Annotated in this window: 14 protein-coding genes; 5 read left to right on the forward strand and 9 right to left on the reverse strand. The window is 55.9% G+C overall.

All coding sequences use genetic code 11. From position 1 onward, the window contains the following. Nucleotides 1–151: 151 nt before the first annotated feature. The gene (gene ydgH, locus IB212_RS10020; RefSeq protein ID WP_041910290.1) at nt 152–1,096 is read right to left on the reverse strand and encodes a DUF1471 family protein YdgH; all 945 of its coding nucleotides are present in this window, start codon (nt 1,094–1,096) and stop codon (nt 152–154) included. A 535-nt stretch (nt 1,097–1,631) separates the two neighbouring features. Between ydgH and pntA the strand changes: the two genes are divergently transcribed. The 3 genes from pntA to IB212_RS10035 all read left to right on the forward strand — a co-directional run bounded on the left by pntA (nt 1,632) and on the right by IB212_RS10035 (nt 5,776). Next, a complete protein-coding gene (gene pntA, locus IB212_RS10025; protein ID WP_028012942.1) occupies nt 1,632–3,161 on the forward strand; it encodes a Re/Si-specific NAD(P)(+) transhydrogenase subunit alpha in 1,530 nt (509 codons plus the stop codon). Between the two features lie 10 nt (nt 3,162–3,171). Then, nucleotides 3,172–4,560: a Re/Si-specific NAD(P)(+) transhydrogenase subunit beta gene (gene pntB / locus IB212_RS10030; protein ID WP_041910288.1), complete on the forward strand. Its 1,389-nt coding sequence runs from the start codon at nt 3,172–3,174 to the stop codon at nt 4,558–4,560. A 106-nt stretch (nt 4,561–4,666) separates the two neighbouring features. Continuing rightward, on the forward strand, nt 4,667–5,776 hold the full coding sequence (locus tag IB212_RS10035; protein ID WP_041910286.1) for a mechanosensitive ion channel family protein: 1,110 nt from the start codon (nt 4,667–4,669) through the stop codon (nt 5,774–5,776). 40 nt (nt 5,777–5,816) lie between these two features. On the opposite strand, the gene uspE is transcribed toward IB212_RS10035, so the two are convergent. The 7 genes from uspE to IB212_RS10070 form a co-directional block, all read right to left on the reverse strand. Further along, on the reverse strand, nt 5,817–6,767 hold the full coding sequence (gene uspE / locus IB212_RS10040) for a universal stress protein UspE (protein WP_028012944.1): 951 nt from the start codon (nt 6,765–6,767) through the stop codon (nt 5,817–5,819). A gap of 109 nt (nt 6,768–6,876) precedes the next feature. After that, entirely contained in the window at nt 6,877–7,029 is a 153-nt protein-coding gene (locus IB212_RS10045) for a hypothetical protein (RefSeq protein WP_223239597.1), read from the reverse strand. 176 nt (nt 7,030–7,205) lie between these two features. Continuing rightward, nucleotides 7,206–7,958: a fumarate/nitrate reduction transcriptional regulator Fnr gene (fnr, locus tag IB212_RS10050; protein WP_006174991.1), complete on the reverse strand. Its 753-nt coding sequence runs from the start codon at nt 7,956–7,958 to the stop codon at nt 7,206–7,208. A gap of 183 nt (nt 7,959–8,141) precedes the next feature. Next, on the reverse strand, nt 8,142–8,657 hold the full coding sequence (gene ogt, locus IB212_RS10055; protein ID WP_028012946.1) for a methylated-DNA--[protein]-cysteine S-methyltransferase: 516 nt from the start codon (nt 8,655–8,657) through the stop codon (nt 8,142–8,144). A 10-nt stretch (nt 8,658–8,667) separates the two neighbouring features. After that, a complete protein-coding gene (gene abgT / locus IB212_RS10060; RefSeq protein WP_041910281.1) occupies nt 8,668–10,194 on the reverse strand; it encodes a p-aminobenzoyl-glutamate transporter in 1,527 nt (508 codons plus the stop codon). A gap of 36 nt (nt 10,195–10,230) precedes the next feature. Further along, entirely contained in the window at nt 10,231–11,676 is a 1,446-nt protein-coding gene (locus IB212_RS10065) for a M20 family metallopeptidase (protein WP_041910279.1), read from the reverse strand. Further along, nucleotides 11,676–12,986 (reverse strand): M20 family metallo-hydrolase, encoded by a 1,311-nt coding sequence (locus tag IB212_RS10070; protein ID WP_041910278.1) that lies wholly within the window; start codon nt 12,984–12,986, stop codon nt 11,676–11,678. The genes IB212_RS10065 and IB212_RS10070 overlap by 1 nt, the downstream gene beginning before the upstream one ends. 175 nt (nt 12,987–13,161) lie before the next feature. Here IB212_RS10070 and IB212_RS10075 point away from each other — a divergent pair, with 175 nt between their 5' ends. After that, nucleotides 13,162–14,073, forward strand: a complete 912-nt coding sequence (locus IB212_RS10075) for a LysR family transcriptional regulator (RefSeq protein ID WP_028012950.1) — start codon at nt 13,162–13,164, stop codon at nt 14,071–14,073. Nucleotides 14,074–14,428: 355 nt separating this feature from the next. Further along, nucleotides 14,429–14,992, forward strand: coding sequence for a DNA endonuclease SmrA (smrA, locus tag IB212_RS10080; protein WP_041910275.1), 564 nt, complete (start codon nt 14,429–14,431; stop codon nt 14,990–14,992). A gap of 27 nt (nt 14,993–15,019) precedes the next feature. Here smrA and tcp read toward each other — a convergent pair whose 3' ends face one another. Further along, a complete protein-coding gene (gene tcp, locus IB212_RS10085) occupies nt 15,020–16,681 on the reverse strand; it encodes a methyl-accepting chemotaxis citrate transducer (RefSeq protein ID WP_188245656.1) in 1,662 nt (553 codons plus the stop codon). Between the last annotated feature and the right edge of the window lie 100 nt (nt 16,682–16,781).

Consider the following 16,781-nt stretch of genomic DNA (forward strand, 5'->3'; position numbering starts at 1 on the left):
TAATTATTTCGCTAAGGCGCATAAAAATGGTGGATCACACTAAGGCGCGGGATTTTACGGAGTGTAACGAAAGCATGCAATGATGTGTGGCAGATTTTCAAAAAAAGTAACAAAAAAGGCGGCATTGCGCCGCCTTTCTTCAACGGTTTTGTTACTTGTACAGATCGGCGCTGATGGTCACGTTGTTACCACGTTCCTGCCACTGGCGGGTGATGTGGTAATACTTCGCCCCTTTCTTCGCCGCACGCTTCGCGACCTGATAAGAGACTTCCGTCATATTGCCGTAGTTGCCGGTAAACTTGATGCTGTCGAACGGCACCATCTGCGCGGCAGTGGCTTTGTTCAGCTCTTCAATTTTGGTGCCGTCCGGCAGCGTCACGGAGTAACGGCCACCTTTCGTGGACTGCGTTTCAAAGAAACGGCCCACTTCAGCGCTTGGCGCCGCAGAGGTCGCTACGCCCGGAATTTCAACTTTCTTCGCTTCTTCGCCGCCTTTGGCTATCGCCGCGCGACCCGCTTCAGAATCCGCAGGGATGGCATCCGGGCTCTGCAGAACGCGTTTTTTCGCATCTTCTTTGTAGATGAATGCGGTAATGCGCTGGTTGCCGCCCTGGTTAGCATCCACCTGACGCACGATATAGAAAGAGTAGGCACCTTTCTCTTTCGCGGCTTTGGTGATGGCATCGTTCACTTCTGGCTGGCTGCGATAGAAGCCCTGAACGGTAACGGTGTCGTAAGGTTCCAGCTCAATGGCCTGATCTTTCGGCAGCTCAACGATACCGTTGATCACGCGATTTTTCGGCGCTTCAGCCTTTGGTGCATTATCTTTATACAGCGCAATGGTCACGCGCTGGTTACCGCTGTTGCCGTAATCGGACTGGTCAACTACGTAAAACGAGGCCGCCCCGTTTTTATCCGCGGCTTTTGATGCGGCGGCGACGGCATCGCCAATAGAATTATAACGACCCACAATGACCGTATGGTCAAAAGGTTTTAACGCTGCCGCTTGCTCTGGCGTTAACTCTGTTGCGGCATTCGCAGACAGGGCGGTCGCACAGAGAAGTGCGGACGCCAGGAGTGTGTTCTTAAGCTTCATAAAAATAATCCTTCGCCTTGCGCAAACCATGTACTGGTATTGTTGTTTATTTGAGACGGCCCCGATTATGGCATTTAAAACCCGTCGCTGTCTGCGCCATTTTTCACTGCCTGTGCTCACTCAATTACCGAATTCGATAACATTTAGTGATATGTTGAAAAAACAGGCGTTTGACAAGCAAAACTGATAAAGCATATGACTTTTACAAGTTAATTTAATGTTAATAACTTGTTCTCTTATGGCGCTATATCATGTTTTTACCGCTTCGCTTGCGCGATTTATCGGTTCTGGCGATGAATTTAAGGTAAATATCACTGTCAGTGACGCCGATCGCTTATTTTTCACAGATAAAGTAAGAAATAGTGTTTTCTGGCGGTAGATCACAAGCGCTATTTTCAGTAGGTTATAGACAGTTTGTTACTGTTTTATTTTGCGGGGTTACTCATTTCTCGTCGCTATCATGCTGGCGAAAATTGATACAAACCGCGGGCATTTATCGACAAACCATCATCAAAAACCGATGGAAGGGAAAACTATGCGTATTGGGGTACCAAAAGAACGGTTAGCCAATGAAACCCGCGTAGCGGCAACACCGAAAACGGTGGAGCAACTGCTTAAGCTGGGTTTTACCGTCGCGGTTGAAAGCGGCGCAGGCAAGCTGGCGAGTTTCGATGACGAAGCATTTATTCAGGCTGGCGCGGAAGTGGTGGACGGTGCTGAAGTCTGGCAGTCGCCCGTGATTCTGAAGGTCAACGCGCCGGAAGAGAGTGAGATTGCGCTGCTGAATCCAGGCACCACGCTGGTGAGCTTCGTCTGGCCTGCACAAAATCCTGAACTGATGGAGAAGCTGGCGGCCCGTGGCGTGACCGTGATGGCGATGGACTCTGTGCCGCGTATTTCGCGCGCGCAGTCGCTGGATGCACTGAGCTCCATGGCAAACATTGCCGGCTACCGCGCCATTGTTGAAGCCGCTCACGAATTTGGACGCTTCTTTACCGGCCAGATCACCGCGGCGGGGAAAGTCCCACCGGCGAAAGTGATGGTGATTGGCGCGGGCGTGGCGGGTCTTGCCGCAATCGGTGCGGCAAACAGCCTGGGCGCTATCGTGCGCGCGTTCGACACCCGTCCCGAAGTGAAGGAACAGGTTCAGAGCATGGGGGCCGAATTCCTTGAGCTGGACTTTAAGGAAGAAGCGGGCAGCGGTGATGGTTACGCGAAGGTGATGTCCGAAGCCTTTATCAAAGCCGAAATGGAACTCTTCGCCGCGCAGGCGAAAGACGTCGACATTATTGTTACCACTGCGCTTATTCCGGGTAAACCGGCGCCGAAGCTGATCACCCGCGAGATGGTCGACTCCATGAAGCCGGGCAGCGTGATTGTCGACCTGGCGGCGCAAAACGGCGGTAACTGCGAGTATACCGTTGCCAATCAGGTGACCACGACCGCTAACGGCGTGAAGGTGATCGGCTATACCGACCTGCCTGGCCGCCTGCCAACCCAGTCGTCTCAGCTGTACGGCACCAACCTCGTTAACCTGCTGAAGCTGCTCTGCAAAGAGAAAGACGGCAACATCACCGTCGATTTTGACGATGTGGTGGTGCGCGGCGTCACCGTCGTTCGCGAAGGTGAAATTACCTGGCCTGCGCCGCCTATTCAGGTTTCAGCCCAGCCCCAGGCTGCGCCAAAAGCGGCACCCGAGCCAAAAGAACCGGCAAAACCGGCTTCTCCGTGGCGCAAATACGCCATCATGGCGCTGGTCATTATTCTGTTCGGCTGGCTGGCTGACGTCGCGCCGAAAGAGTTCCTCGGCCACTTTACCGTCTTCGCACTCTCGTGCGTTGTGGGTTACTACGTGGTGTGGAACGTCTCCCATGCGCTGCATACGCCGCTGATGTCGGTGACCAACGCTATCTCCGGGATCATCGTGGTAGGGGCGTTGCTGCAGATTGGACACGGCGGCTGGATCAGCTTCCTGAGCTTTATCGCGGTGCTGATCGCCAGTATCAATATTTTCGGTGGTTTCACCGTGACTCAGCGCATGCTGAAAATGTTTCGTAAAGGCTAAGGGGTAGCATATGTCTGGAGGATTAGTGACAGCCGCATACATTGTTGCTGCAATCCTGTTTATTTTCAGTCTGGCGGGGCTTTCCAAACACGAAACGTCTCAGCAGGGAAATAACTTTGGTATCGCCGGGATGGCGATTGCGCTGATTGCCACCATCTTCGGGCCGGATACCGGCAACGTGGCGTGGATCCTGGTGGCGATGATCATCGGCGGCGCGATTGGTATTCGCCTGGCGAAGCGCGTGGAAATGACCGAGATGCCGGAGCTGGTGGCGATTCTGCACAGCTTCGTGGGCCTGGCAGCGGTGCTGGTGGGCTTCAACAGCTACCTGTATCACGAACCGGGCATGGAGCCGATTCTGGTCAACATTCATCTGACCGAAGTGTTCCTCGGTATCTTCATCGGTGCAGTAACCTTCACCGGTTCTATCGTGGCGTTCGGCAAGCTGCGCGGTAAGATCTCTTCTAAACCGCTGATGCTGCCTAACCGTCACAAGCTGAACCTGGCGGCGCTGGTGGTGTCGTTTGTGCTCCTGGTGGTCTTCGTGCGTACCGAAAGCGTGGGCCTGCAGGTACTGGCATTGTTGGTGATGACCATCATCGCGCTGGCGTTTGGCTGGCATCTGGTGGCGTCCATCGGCGGTGCGGATATGCCGGTGGTTGTCTCGATGCTGAACTCCTACTCCGGTTGGGCTGCGGCGGCTGCGGGCTTTATGCTGAGCAACGACCTGCTGATCGTCACCGGTGCGCTGGTCGGTTCTTCCGGTGCCATCCTGTCTTACATCATGTGTAAGGCGATGAACCGTTCATTCATCAGCGTTATCGCCGGTGGCTTCGGTTCTGACGGTTCTTCTACCGGCTCTGACGAAGAAGTGGGTGAACACCGTGAGATCAGCGCGGAAGACACCGCGGAAATGCTGAAAAACTCGCATTCTGTGATCATCACCCCAGGCTACGGTATGGCGGTGGCGCAGGCACAATATCCGGTGGCGGAAATCACCGAGAAGCTGCGCGCGCGCGGTATCAAAGTTCGCTTTGGTATTCACCCGGTGGCGGGACGTCTGCCGGGCCACATGAACGTACTGCTGGCGGAAGCGAAGGTGCCATACGACATCGTGCTGGAGATGGACGAGATCAATGATGATTTCGCCGACACCGACACCGTGCTGGTTATTGGTGCTAACGACACCGTTAACCCGGCGGCACAGGACGATCCGCGCAGCCCAATCGCCGGGATGCCGGTTCTGGAAGTGTGGAAGGCGCAGAACGTCATTGTCTTCAAACGCTCGATGAACACCGGCTATGCTGGCGTGCAGAACCCGCTGTTCTTCAAAGATAATACCCATATGCTGTTTGGCGACGCCAAAGCCAGCGTAGATGCGATTCTGAAAGCGCTGTAATTCGCTTCACCCTGACAAACCGCCTTTCGGGGCGGTTTTCCTATTTCTGCGGCCAGCGTTTCTCCTCTGTCTATACTTTACCCTTTGTGTAATACGAGGAGGTGTAATGCAATTTCTGTCCCGCTTCGACATCATCGCGTTGATGATGACGCCGACATTCTGGATAGGCGCCGCCACGGTTGTCTTTGTGACGCTGCTGGTGTACTGGCTGCTAACGCGCCTGATCGCGTTCGTTAAGAAAGGCATCACCACCTGGGGCGATAAGCACCCGACCACCAACCGGATGCGTTTTATCCTGACCGATATGCTTAACCGCACCAGCCGATTCCTGCTGTTTGTGGTGGCGCTGCTCTTCAGCCTGCGTTTCGTTGACTTGCCGGATCATCTCTTTGGCACCGTGAGCCACGCCTGGTTTCTGGTTTTCGCCATCCAGGTGGCGCTGTGGATGGATCAGGGGGTGGTGTCGTGGCTTCGTCACGTCATGCTGGCGCCCGGAAGCCATAAAAACCCGGTCACGCTGGTGATCACGGGGCTTATTCTCCGTGCCATCGTCTGGTCAGTGATGCTGCTGTCTATCCTTGCTAATGCGGGCGTCAACATCACTGCTCTGGTTGCCAGCCTTGGGGTAGGGGGTATTGCCATCGCCCTCGCCGTACAAACGATCCTCAGCGACGTGTTTGCCTCGCTCTCTATCGGCTTTGATAAGCCGTTTGAAATTGGCGATTTTGTGGTGTTCAACGACGTGGCGGGGACGGTAGAGCACATTGGCCTGAAAACGACCCGCATCCGCAGCCTGAGCGGGGAGCAGATCGTCTGCGGTAACGCCATTTTGCTTCAGCAGACGCTTCACAACTACAAACGCATGCAGACGCGTCGCATCGTCTTTACCTTTGGCGTTGCCAGCGACACGCCGCCCGATAAGTTGCGCTACGTGGGGGATATGGTCAGGCAGATCATTACCGATGTCGGCGAGACAAAATTCGATCGTGCCCATTTTCTGGGATTTGACCGCGACCGCCTGACGTTCGAAGTCGTCCATATCGTTAATACCGCGGATTACAACAAATACATGGACATCCAGCAGGAGATCAATATCCGTATTCTTGAAGGGCTGAACGCCCAGGGGATTAAGCTGGCGCTGCCCAGCATGGTACTGCACGCGCCGTGGATGCAGGATGAGTCAGGTGAACAGCCGAAGCCGGTAATGGAGAGCTGATGAGAAAAGCCCGCCGGAGCGGCGGGCTTTGATGTTTACGTTAATCGTCTTCCGGGTCGTCCAGCTCAATCGGCGTCTGATACTCATCCGGCTTGATGACCAGCAGGTCGCAGCGCAGATGGTCGATCACCTGTTCGGCGGTATTGCCGAGGAAGGCAGCAGAGATACCGGTCCGGCCAATGGTGCCCAGCACCACAATCCCGGCCTGCAGATGTTCGGCTAAATCCGGGATCACCTCTTCAGGCAGCCCTTTTTCCACGTGCGTCATGTTCTCGTCAATGCTGAACTTCTGGCGCAGCGCTTTCATCGCCAGCAGGTGCTGACCGCGGATCGCGTCGTTATAGACGCTAGGGTCAAATTCCGGCAGCTCAATGGCGATATTGATCGGGGTAACCGGATAGGCGCCCACCAGATGTACTTCGGTATGGTTAACCTGATCGGCAAGCTGGATGGTCTCCTTCACCAGCTTCTCGTTGAGCGAATTGTGATAATCCTCTTCGCTCGCGAGATTCACCGCCACAACGGCTTTCCCGCCTTCAGGCCACGGCTGGTCTTTCACCATCCAGACCGGGCAAGGGCATTTACGCAACAAATGCCAGTCGGTCGGAGTGAAGATGACGGACTCCAGCTTGTCGTGCTGGTGCGCCATCTTCAGCAGCAGGTCGTGCCCACCGGCAACCACTTCCTGGATAATGGCCTCAAAAGGTCGGTTATGCCAGACCACTTTAATATCAATAGGCACTCCCGCTTCCAGGTAATACTTCGCCTGTTCACGGATCCACGCGGTACGCTGGCTGATGACGCCCTGACGCATAGCGGTGCGCTCGTCAGGCGACAGAAGGGTGGTCATCTCATACGAGAAGTCATAGATCGGCAAAAACGCTTTGATTTTGCCACCAATCCGTTGATGTAAATACACAGCACGTCGTAATGCCGGCTGATCGTCCTGATTCGGATCGATAGCTACCAGCATGTTTTGATACTTGGCCATACAGGTCTCCTTACTACTGTCACCACAGTCTGTAATTAAAAGAGTAACCTATATATCCTGAATGAAACAGAGGGGAGCTTTTGCCAGATCAATAATTCATGAAAATTTATCAGAGGAAAAGCACGGTGGATGTCACCGCGATAAACGCAATGAACAGCAGCACCATCACCGCTATCGCAAAGGTCGTGGAATCCTGAACGTAGGTTTTTTCCTCCCCCTTCATCGGACCAATAAGCATGATCCAGATGAATATAAAGGTCACTGAGGCGATCACGACTGAAACGAAAAACAAACTTTCTCTCAATTCATAACCTCAACGACAACCTTTCAGGCGCTGTGTGGGGACGTGCTACGGTGAAAATGTCTTAAAGCGGAAGCGATGATACCAGACCAATAAATCACTTCAATTTATCAGTCTGGTTATCAACATGCGGAGAGTTACGCCACGTTGCGGGCGTGTCCGGCAAGAACGGCCAGCGCTTCGCCGTTTTCGATAGTGATGTATTTACCCTTAACGGCCAGCATTCCGCTCTTCTGGAAACGACCCAGCAGACGGCTGATGGTTTCAACGGTCAGGCCCAGGTAGTTACCGATATCGCCACGGGTCATGGTCAGACGGAACTCACGCGGCGAGAAACCGCGCTCGGCGAAGCGGCGGGAGAGGTTGTAGATAAACGCGGCCAGACGCTCTTCTGCGTTCTTTTTAGAAAGCAGCAGAATCATGTCCTGATCGCCTTTGATCTCACCGCTCATCAGACGCATCATCTGCTGACGCAGGTTAGGCATCTTACCGGACAGATCGTCCAGGGTTTCAAACGGAATTTCGCAAACCATTGAGGTTTCGAGTGCCTGAGCAAAGCTCGGGTGGTGACCAGTGCCGATGGCATCAAAGCCCACCAGATCGCCTGCCAGGTGGAAGCCGGTGATCTGCTCGTCACCCTGTTCGGTGATGGTGTAGCTCTTGATGGTGCCAGAGCGGATAGCATAGAGCGATTTCAGTTCGTCTCCCGCTTTAAACAGCGTCTGCCCTTTCTGAATCGGCTTTTTGCGCTCGATAATATTATCAAGCTGATCGAGTTCATGCTCATTCAGGGTAAACGGGATACAGAGCTGGCTGATGCTGCAATCCTGGCAATGGATAGCACAACCGCCAGACTGAATGCGTCGTATAATTCGCTTTTCCGGGATCATAGGTTTGCTCAAGCCTTAATTGATATTGGTCAATTTTAACATCTTTTTGGTAAGTACGTAAGCCTGACAAACCCTCAATAAGGACAAGAGACGGCAACGTGTTGCCATCTTCTTGAAATTCCACAGCTTGATTATGGATTTTTAGCCTAACCGATAGAAAATTAAGCACAAAAAGCCTGGGATCTACAGCAAGAGATACCCTTCGTGACGCAGTAACCACTCCTTGCGCTGCACGCCGCCGGCATAGCCGGTCATGGTGCCGTTACGGCCAATGACCCGATGGCAGGGCACCACAATGCTGACCGGATTAGAGCCATTGGCGGCACCCACCGCGCGTGCGGCGCCTGCGCGGCCTAGCTGCTCCGCGAGCTGGCCGTAATGCATGACCTGCCCGCACGGAATCGACCGCAGCGCCTGCCACACTTCGCGCTGAAAAGGGGTACCTGCCGTGGCGGTTGGCAGAGTGTCAATGATGCTGAGATCGCCTTCAAAATACGCCGCCAGCTTGTCGCTCAGCCCGCCCGGGTTGGTGGCGCTGATGCGTTCATAACCTTGTGCGCGGTAATGAATATCAAGCAGTTCCTCCATGCGGTCGCTGTGCTCTTCCCACTCAACGGCGCGCAGGCAGAACTGCTCGTCCGCGATCACCCACAGCGGCCCGAGCGGCGTCGCAATTTTATCTTCGAGTAATCTCAGCATTTTCAATCCTTTAATTTAGCCTCGGGTATATCCCCGGCCCAATCGGCAGGCCGACAAGATACCATGCCACCAGCATCACCAGCCATACCCCTAAAAAGATAAGCGGGTAGGGTAAAACCAGCGAATAGTAGGTACCCAGTCTGGCCTCGGGCTTATAGCGCTGCAGGAAGCCTAAAAACAGCGGAACGAAAGGTGAGACGGGCGCCAGCGGGATCACCGAGGAGTCCGCGATGCGGAACAGGATCTGGGCAAACGCCGGGTGGAACCCGAGCATCATAAACATCGGCACGAAGATCGGCGCCAGAATTGACCAGATGGCGGAGCCGCTGGCAATAAACATGCACAGCAGGGATGACAGCAGCGCCAGGCCGACAAACGCCGGTACGCCGCTTAATCCGGCAGCCTCCAGCGCGTCGGTCAGGCCCACGGCCATAAACTTGCCCATGTTGCTCCAGTTAAACATCGCCACGAACTGCGCCAGCGGGAATACCATCACGATAAAGCCCGCCATCTCTTTCATCGGCTCGATCATCAGCTGCGGCAGATCGCCCTGACGGCGGATTTTGCCGGTAGCGATACCGTAGGCGAGCGAAACGACAAAGAAGAAGAGAATAATCAGCGGCACGATGCCCTGAATAAACGGCGACGGCAGGACGGTATGCTTAACCGGATCGCGCAGTATGCCGTTTTCCGGCACCACCATCAGCGCCACCAGCGCGATAAACGCCAGCGAGACCAGCCCGGCCACGCGCAGGCCGAAGCGCTGCTCTTTGCTCAGCGTCTCCAGCTTTTCATCGCTACGGCCTTCCCATTTGCCCAGACGCGGCTCGACGATCTTATCGGTAATCAGCCCGCCGACAATCGTCAGGACAATCACCGAGCTGGCCATAAAGTACCAGTTGTCGATCACGCTGACGTGCATGGCCGCATCAATGGTTTTCGCTGCCTCCGTGCTGATGCCCGAGAGCAGCACGTCGGTGGTGACGATCAGCAGGTTGGCGGTAAAGCCGCAGCCCACGCCCGCAATGGCCGACAGCAGACCCGCCACGGGATGGCGCCCGACGGCGAGGAAGATCAGCGCCCCCATCGGCGGCATAATCACCAGCGCGGCATCGGATGAAATGTGGCTAAAGAAGGCGATAAACAGCACCATGTAGCTGGCGTAGCGCGCGCTGACGTGGGACGCCATTTTTACCATCAGTGCGGGTAACAAGCCCACGCGTTCAGCCAGCCCGGCGCCCAGCACCAGCGCCAGAATGGCCCCCAGCGGAGCGAAACCGCTGAAGTTTTTGATCACGTTCGGTAAAAACCAGTGCAGCCCGTCAACGCTGAGCAGGTTTTTCACCGCCACCAGGCTGCCGTCTGCCGGGCTGCGCACGCTGACGTCAAAGACCGAGAGCACGGCGGTGGCAACCATCAAAATCACAATCAGATAGATAAACAGCAGGAAAGGGTGCGGCACTTTATTGCCGATCCTTTCAACCCAGCCATAGAGCTTACCGGATGGGGAATGCGAAGGTATGGATGACATACTCATGGGCGTTCCTCGGGAGTGTTGTGTTGTTGTGTTTTTTTATTTTAAAGGTGACGGTGTCACGCCAGGTGGGATCGGACACGCGTACGGTTTTTCTTCTATTTGTTGTTCGAACTCTTCACGGCATGTTTTCAGCAGGTCTGCATCCTGCAGCAGATTGAGTGCGGTTGCGCCCATCACTTTCCCGGCCAGCAGCATGCCTTTATGGGCGATGGAGGTTCGTCCTTGCGCCACCAGTTGCCAGGTGTGCAGCGGCGTGCCGACGGTAAAGCAGGGGCTGAAGCACTGGGCGACCGGCATTTTCCAACTGACGTCACCCACGTCCGTTGAACCCGCCAGCACGTTATCGGTGATGGCATAGGGCGCGACTTCATCCACCAGCAGCGTCTCCTGATGGCGGCGGGCAAAGGCTTTGCCTGTTTCTCCCCCCGTGGCGGCAATGTTTTTCAGGCTGTTCTGCAAATCGTTGGGCGTCAGCGTGGCGCGGATTTCGCGGGCAAAGTCGCGCTCTTCATCGGTCCACTCTGGCGTGCCGTAGTGCTGCAACGCGCGGTACATCGCAGCCTCAAGCGTGCGGTTCGGCAGGTAGCTGGAGCAGGCCTTATCAAAGCGGCATTCCACGGTGGTTTCGGTCATCAGCGCCGCGCCCTGGGCGATTTTTTCGATGCGCTCATAGATCTGCTGCGCGTCGGCCATCTCCGGGGCGCGGATCAGGTACAGCACTTCAGCCTGCGCCTGCACCACGTTGGGCGAAATCCCGCCGGTGTCGGTGATGGCGTAATGGACGCGCGCTTTCTCTATGATGTGCTCGTTAAGGAAGTTGGTGCCGGTGGTCATCAGCGTCACGGCGTCCAGCGCGCTGCGCCCTAAATGGGGCGAGTTGGCCGCATGCGCCGCCACGCCGTGAAAACGCCAGGCCGCCTGAATGTTGGCGAGCGTGCTGACGTTAAACATCCCGGCAAAGGCCTCCGGGTGCCAGGTGACGGCGGCATCAACGTCATCAAACAGACCTTCACGTACCATAAAGGTTTTCCCGGAGCCGCCTTCCTCACCGGGACAGCCGTAAAAACGCACCGTTCCGCTGCCGCCGTGCTGCTCCAGCCAGCTTTTTACCGCCACCGCGCCCGCAAGCGCCGCGGTGCCCAGCAGGTTATGCCCGCAGCCGTGGCCGTTCGCCCCCGGCGTGGCGGATTGAGCCGTCGCGCAGTGCGCCTGCTGGCTTAGCCCGGCCAGTGCGTCGTACTCGCCCAGCAGAGCGATAACCGGTTTCCCGCTGCCGAAGCTGGCGATAAACGCGTTTGGGATACCGCCAGCCTCGCGGGTCAGCGTAAAGCCCTCGGCTTCCAGCTCGTCAGCGAGCCGTCTGGAGGACCAGAACTCTTCAAAGCGGGTTTCGGGATGATCCCAAATTGCGTCGGCAATATCGGTTAGCGTCTGACATCGCGTGTCGATGGCATCGGCAATAAAAGCGTAGTTCTCCTGCATTACACACCTCGCGTCCACGGGAAATTGAGCGCAGTTCGCGCCAGCGTTTCAATGGCGACAGCCATGACCTGCTCATCGAAGTCGAATTTTTCGTTGTGATGTCCGGCGCTCAAATCCGTGCCGAACACCATATACGACGCCATGCCGCCGTTCTGCTGCACGCGGGCCATCATCAGCGTGGCGTCTTCAGAGCCTGCTGGCGCTTTCACCTTATCGATTGCGTGCACAATTCCCGATACCTGGCTCGCCTGTTCACGCAGGTAATCAACCCAGGCCGGCGTCGGTGCGCTGGAGGTGGCGGCCCCCATCAGGCGCATCTCCGCGCTCACGCCATAGAGCGCGGCCGCGCCGGTAATGACAGCCTGCGCGCGTTCAAAGACATACTGGTTTATTGCTTCGCTTTCGCCGCGGGTTTCAACCTTAATCAGTGCATTTGCGGGCACCACGTTGCGGCCGCTACCCGCCTGCATCACGCCGACGTTGACGCGGGAAGCGCCTTCGCTGTGCGGGGCGATGCTGTGCAGGGCGAGGGCGGCCTGCGCGGCGGCAAGCAGGGCGTTACGTCCATCCTCCGGTTTGCCGCCCGCGTGTGCGGCAACGCCGGTAAAGTTCACGTCGAACTTGGTGGTTGCCATAAAGTTATCGCTGCCGCAGATCGCCGTTCCGGCGGGGACGCCGGTACCAATATGGATGGCGGTAAAATAGTCCACGCCGTCCAGCGCCCCGGCGGCGACCATGGCGCGCGCGCCGCGGGTGCCTTCCTCGGCAGGCTGGAAGATCAGCTTGACGGTACCGTTGAGCCGCGCTTCGTTCTGCTTAAGCACCTTTGCCAGCCCCAGGCCAATGGTGGTGTGGCCGTCGTGCGCGCAGGCGTGCATCATTCCCGCGTTGCAGGAGGCAAAACCGTCGCGGAACGGGCGATGACTGTCGTCGAACGCTTCGCTTAAATCAAGGGCATCCATGTCGACGCGAAACGCCAGCGTCGGGCCCGGTCGTCCGGTATTCAGGGTCGCCACAATGCCGGTAAATCCGCCTTCAAACGGTGCCAGCCATTTCTCAGGCGCGCCCTGTGACCGCGCACGGGCAAACTCTCGCGAAAGGGTAGCGTCATCGGGCAGCCCCATACGGCTTTCGGCATCGATCACGTCGCGACCCATCGCCAGTTCGTAGCCCAGGGAGTCAAGGATTTCCGCAACCTTTGCGGCGGTACGGAACTCTACCCAGCCGGATTCCGCAAAATGGTGAAAATCGCGACGCCATGCGATCAGCTGGGGGGCTAATGTCTGGATGTACTGCGCCAGTGTGTCCATATCTGTTCCTGTCATCATTAAAAAATGTGAACTGCTTCACGCTGTGATAGTTTTTACTTATCACTAACCGTTTTTTCACAGTTTTAACCGTTCAGGAATTACCCTCGCACATCCCTTTCCATTAAAGTAGATGACAGTTTCTTTACTCTGATAAACAACGGTTATCGGTTGGGCTATGTCATTTCAGATTAAATTCCATCAAATCCGGGCGTTTGTTGAAGTGGCGCGTCAGGGCAGCATTCGCGGTGCCAGCCGGACGCTGAATCTCTCGCAGCCGGCGCTGACCAAATCCATCAAAGAGCTGGAGGAGGGCATGGCGGCGCAGCTTTTTGTTCGCCGGAGTAAAGGCGTTGCGCTGACCGAGTGCGGGGAAGGGTTTTACCAGCGCGCCAGGCTGATTCTGGAAGAGCTGCGTGCGGCGCAGGATGACATTCGCCAGCGGCAGGGGGATCTGGCCGGGCAGATCAATATCGGGATGGGGGCCAGCGTGTCACGCAGCCTGATGCCCGCCGTCATCACCCGTTTTCACGCCCAGCACCCGCAGGTTAAAGTGCGAATTATGGAAGGGCAGCTGGTGTCGATGATCAATGAATTACGCCAGGGCGAACTGGACTTCACCATCAACACCTATTATCAGGGGCCTTACGACCATGAGTTTACGTTTGAAAAACTATTCGAAAAACCATTTGCGGTATTTTGCCGGGAAGGGCATCCGGCGACAGGGGCAACATCCATTAACGATCTGCTGCATTATAACTGGACAATGCCAACGCCGCGGGGAAGTTATTATAAGCAATTAGAAGATCTATTTAGCCACCGCTCGCAAATACCGCGGATTGGCGTAGTGTGCGAAACCTTTTCTTCCTGCATTAGCCTTGTTGCGCAAAGTGATTTTTTAAGTATCCTTCCGCAGGAGTTAGGCTGTGACCCGCTGCTGGCGCACCGTCTGGTCATTCTGCCGGTTGCCGAGTCGCTTCCAAAAGCCGCATATTATTTAATTCAGCGCCGGGATTCTCGTCAAACTCCGCTTGCCGAATCATTAATTACGCAATTCAGAAGGGAGGCGAGGAAAATAGTTTCAGGGTGAATGTCGCATAATAAAAAAACAGAGTCTGCCCGACATCAGACAGACCCTATAGTACACACAGCAGTGCGTCCTTTCGCAAGTCCTGGGTATTATATCCATGAGGCAGGTAAATTTAGTTATAACACCTTTCCCGAAAAATGAAAGGAAGGTGAATGACTGATTTTACAAAAATTTAACGCAAATCACCTATTTTACCGTTGCTGGGGTTTTAGTTAAGTCAGGTTTAAGTGCATTTTATAATGACTATATATATTCATCGGGTTAATATTTATCTCGTGCCTCATCTTCTAAGGGTTATTGAGACACCTGTCTGGCGCAGGTATAGTACAAGCCCAGATGTAGCCGGAGGATTTCCATGAACCCTGACGACAAATCCCTTTTTCTTGACGCCATGGAGGATGTCCAGCCCCTGAAACGCTGCACCGATATCCACTGGCAGCAAAGCCGTAATACCCGGGCTCGCCAGGACATCGATACCGAACAGCTCGACAACTTTCTGACCCTGGGTTTCCTTGAGCTATTGCCGCTTGACGAGCCGCTGGCGTTCCAGCGCGAAGGCGTCCAGCAGGGCGTTATTGATAAGCTGCGTTCGGGTAAATACTCCCGACAGGCCAGCTTAAATCTGTTGCGTCAGCCCGCTGAACGCTGCCGCCAGATGCTGTATTCCTTTATTCGCCAGGCCAGTCGTGACGGATTACGTAACCTCATCATCATCCACGGGAAAGGGCGCGAGCATAATTCGCATCCTAATGTGGTGCGTAGCTATCTGGCACGCTGGTTAACCGAGTTCGAGGAAGTGCAGGCGTTCTGCGTGGCGCTGCCGCATCACGGCGGCAGCGGTGCTTGCTATGTTTCCCTGCGAAAATCCGACGACGCGAAGCAGGAGAACTGGGAACGGCACGCCAAGCGCAGCCGTTAGCGGGCGATATCTTCGCCCGCCTGAGGCTTAGAAGGTTTCCCAGTTACTGTCGGGGGTGGCGTTAGCCGTTGCCGGACGCAGCAGCTGCGGTGTTTTAACGTTGGCCGGGCGCGGGGCGGTGGCGTTTGCTTTACCGTTCAGACGAAACGCGGCCACGGCCTGACGCAGCTGTTCGGACTGATCTTCCAGCGCCGCTGCCGCCGTGGCGGACTGCTGCACCAGCGCGGCGTTTTGCTGCGTCACGCTGTCCATCTGCGACACGGCCAGGCTCACCTGCTCAATTCCGCGGCTCTGCTCATCCGATGCGGACGAAATCTCGCCCATGATATCGGTGACGCGGGTGACGGCGGCGACAATCTCCTTCATGGTGGCGCCCGCTTCGCTGACCTGCTCAGAACCGGTATTCACCCGGCTGACGGAGTTCTCAATAAGCCCTTTGATCTCTTTCGCCGCCTGCGCGCTGCGGCTGGCCAGCGTACGAACTTCACCGGCGACAACCGCAAACCCGCGGCCTTGCTCACCTGCGCGTGCGGCTTCCACCGCGGCGTTAAGCGCCAGAATGTTGGTCTGGAACGCAATGCTGTCAATCACGCCGGTAATGTGGGCGATTTGCTGCGAACTGTCGGCAATTTCGTTCATGGTGCGCACCACGTTATCCACGACGTGGCCGCCGCGAGCCGCTGTTTCAGAGGCATTCTTCGCCAGCAGCGTCGCCTGACGGGCGTTATCGGAGTTCTGTTTAACCGTTGCGGTCAACTCTTCCATGCTGGCGGCAGTCTCTTCGAGCGAGGAGGCCTGCTCTTCGGTGCGGGCGGAGAGATCGTTGCTCCCTGCGGCAATTTCACCCGCGCCGGTGTAGATGGAGTCGGTGCTGCCGCGTACGGCGCTGACGGTCGTCACCAGCGACTGCTGCATCTCGTGCAGGCCAGCCGCCAGTTGGCCCATCTCATTGCGGCCAGAGAGGGTGATATCCTGCGTCAGATCGCCTCCCGCAATGGCGCGAATATGGTTCATGATGGCGTTGAGCGGTTTTAACAGCAGGTGCTGTAAACCCTGCCAGATCACCACCAGCACGGCGATAACGGCCAGGAAAATGGCTGCCAGCGTCCACTGCATCTGCGTGAAGCTGCTTTGGTTCTCTTCGGTTGCCGCCTTCAGCAGCGTGTTGTTCTCGGCGCGCCAGCGGTTATAGACCGCTTCCATGTCGTCCTGGGCCTGCTGAGCGTCCAGATCGCCATAGGCCTGGTAGTTGTCGGCACGCAGATACTCAATCGACAAACGCATCACCTCGTACATCTGATTCCATGACTTCTGCATCTCGTCGGTTAACGCCGCATTCTGGCCGTTAACCTGCGGCATTTTCTGCCATTCTTTGTTATAGGCTTCAGCTTTAGCCAGCGAGTCGCCTGCGGTGCCGAGCAGTTTGTTAATCGCGGCAAGGGATGCCGGGTCGCGCTGGTTCTTCAGGTAGCGGATTGCCACGCGAGTGACGGTAACGCGCGTTTTCACCAGCGTGTTCACGCTGTCGCTCAGGCTTTCCTGCTGGGCATTCAGCACGCCGGAGTTCTGGAAGTTATGGCGATCGTTGCTGACGGCAGAGTAGAACAACCCTCCCGTGACAACTTGCAGCAGACAGAATATGGTGAGGGCAAAGATAATTCCGGTAATCACGTGCAGATTTTTCAGCATAGCGGTCGTCCGTTAGAAAAGATGCAGAGGTACACCCATACTATCGTCGTATAGAATTTAAACTTTAATTTAACTCGCGCTTAACTTAGGGCTTCGGTCA

Origin of the sequence: Enterobacter sp. E12 (assembly GCF_014596715.2) — a bacterium.
Classification (GTDB): domain Bacteria; phylum Pseudomonadota; class Gammaproteobacteria; order Enterobacterales; family Enterobacteriaceae; genus Enterobacter; species Enterobacter bugandensis.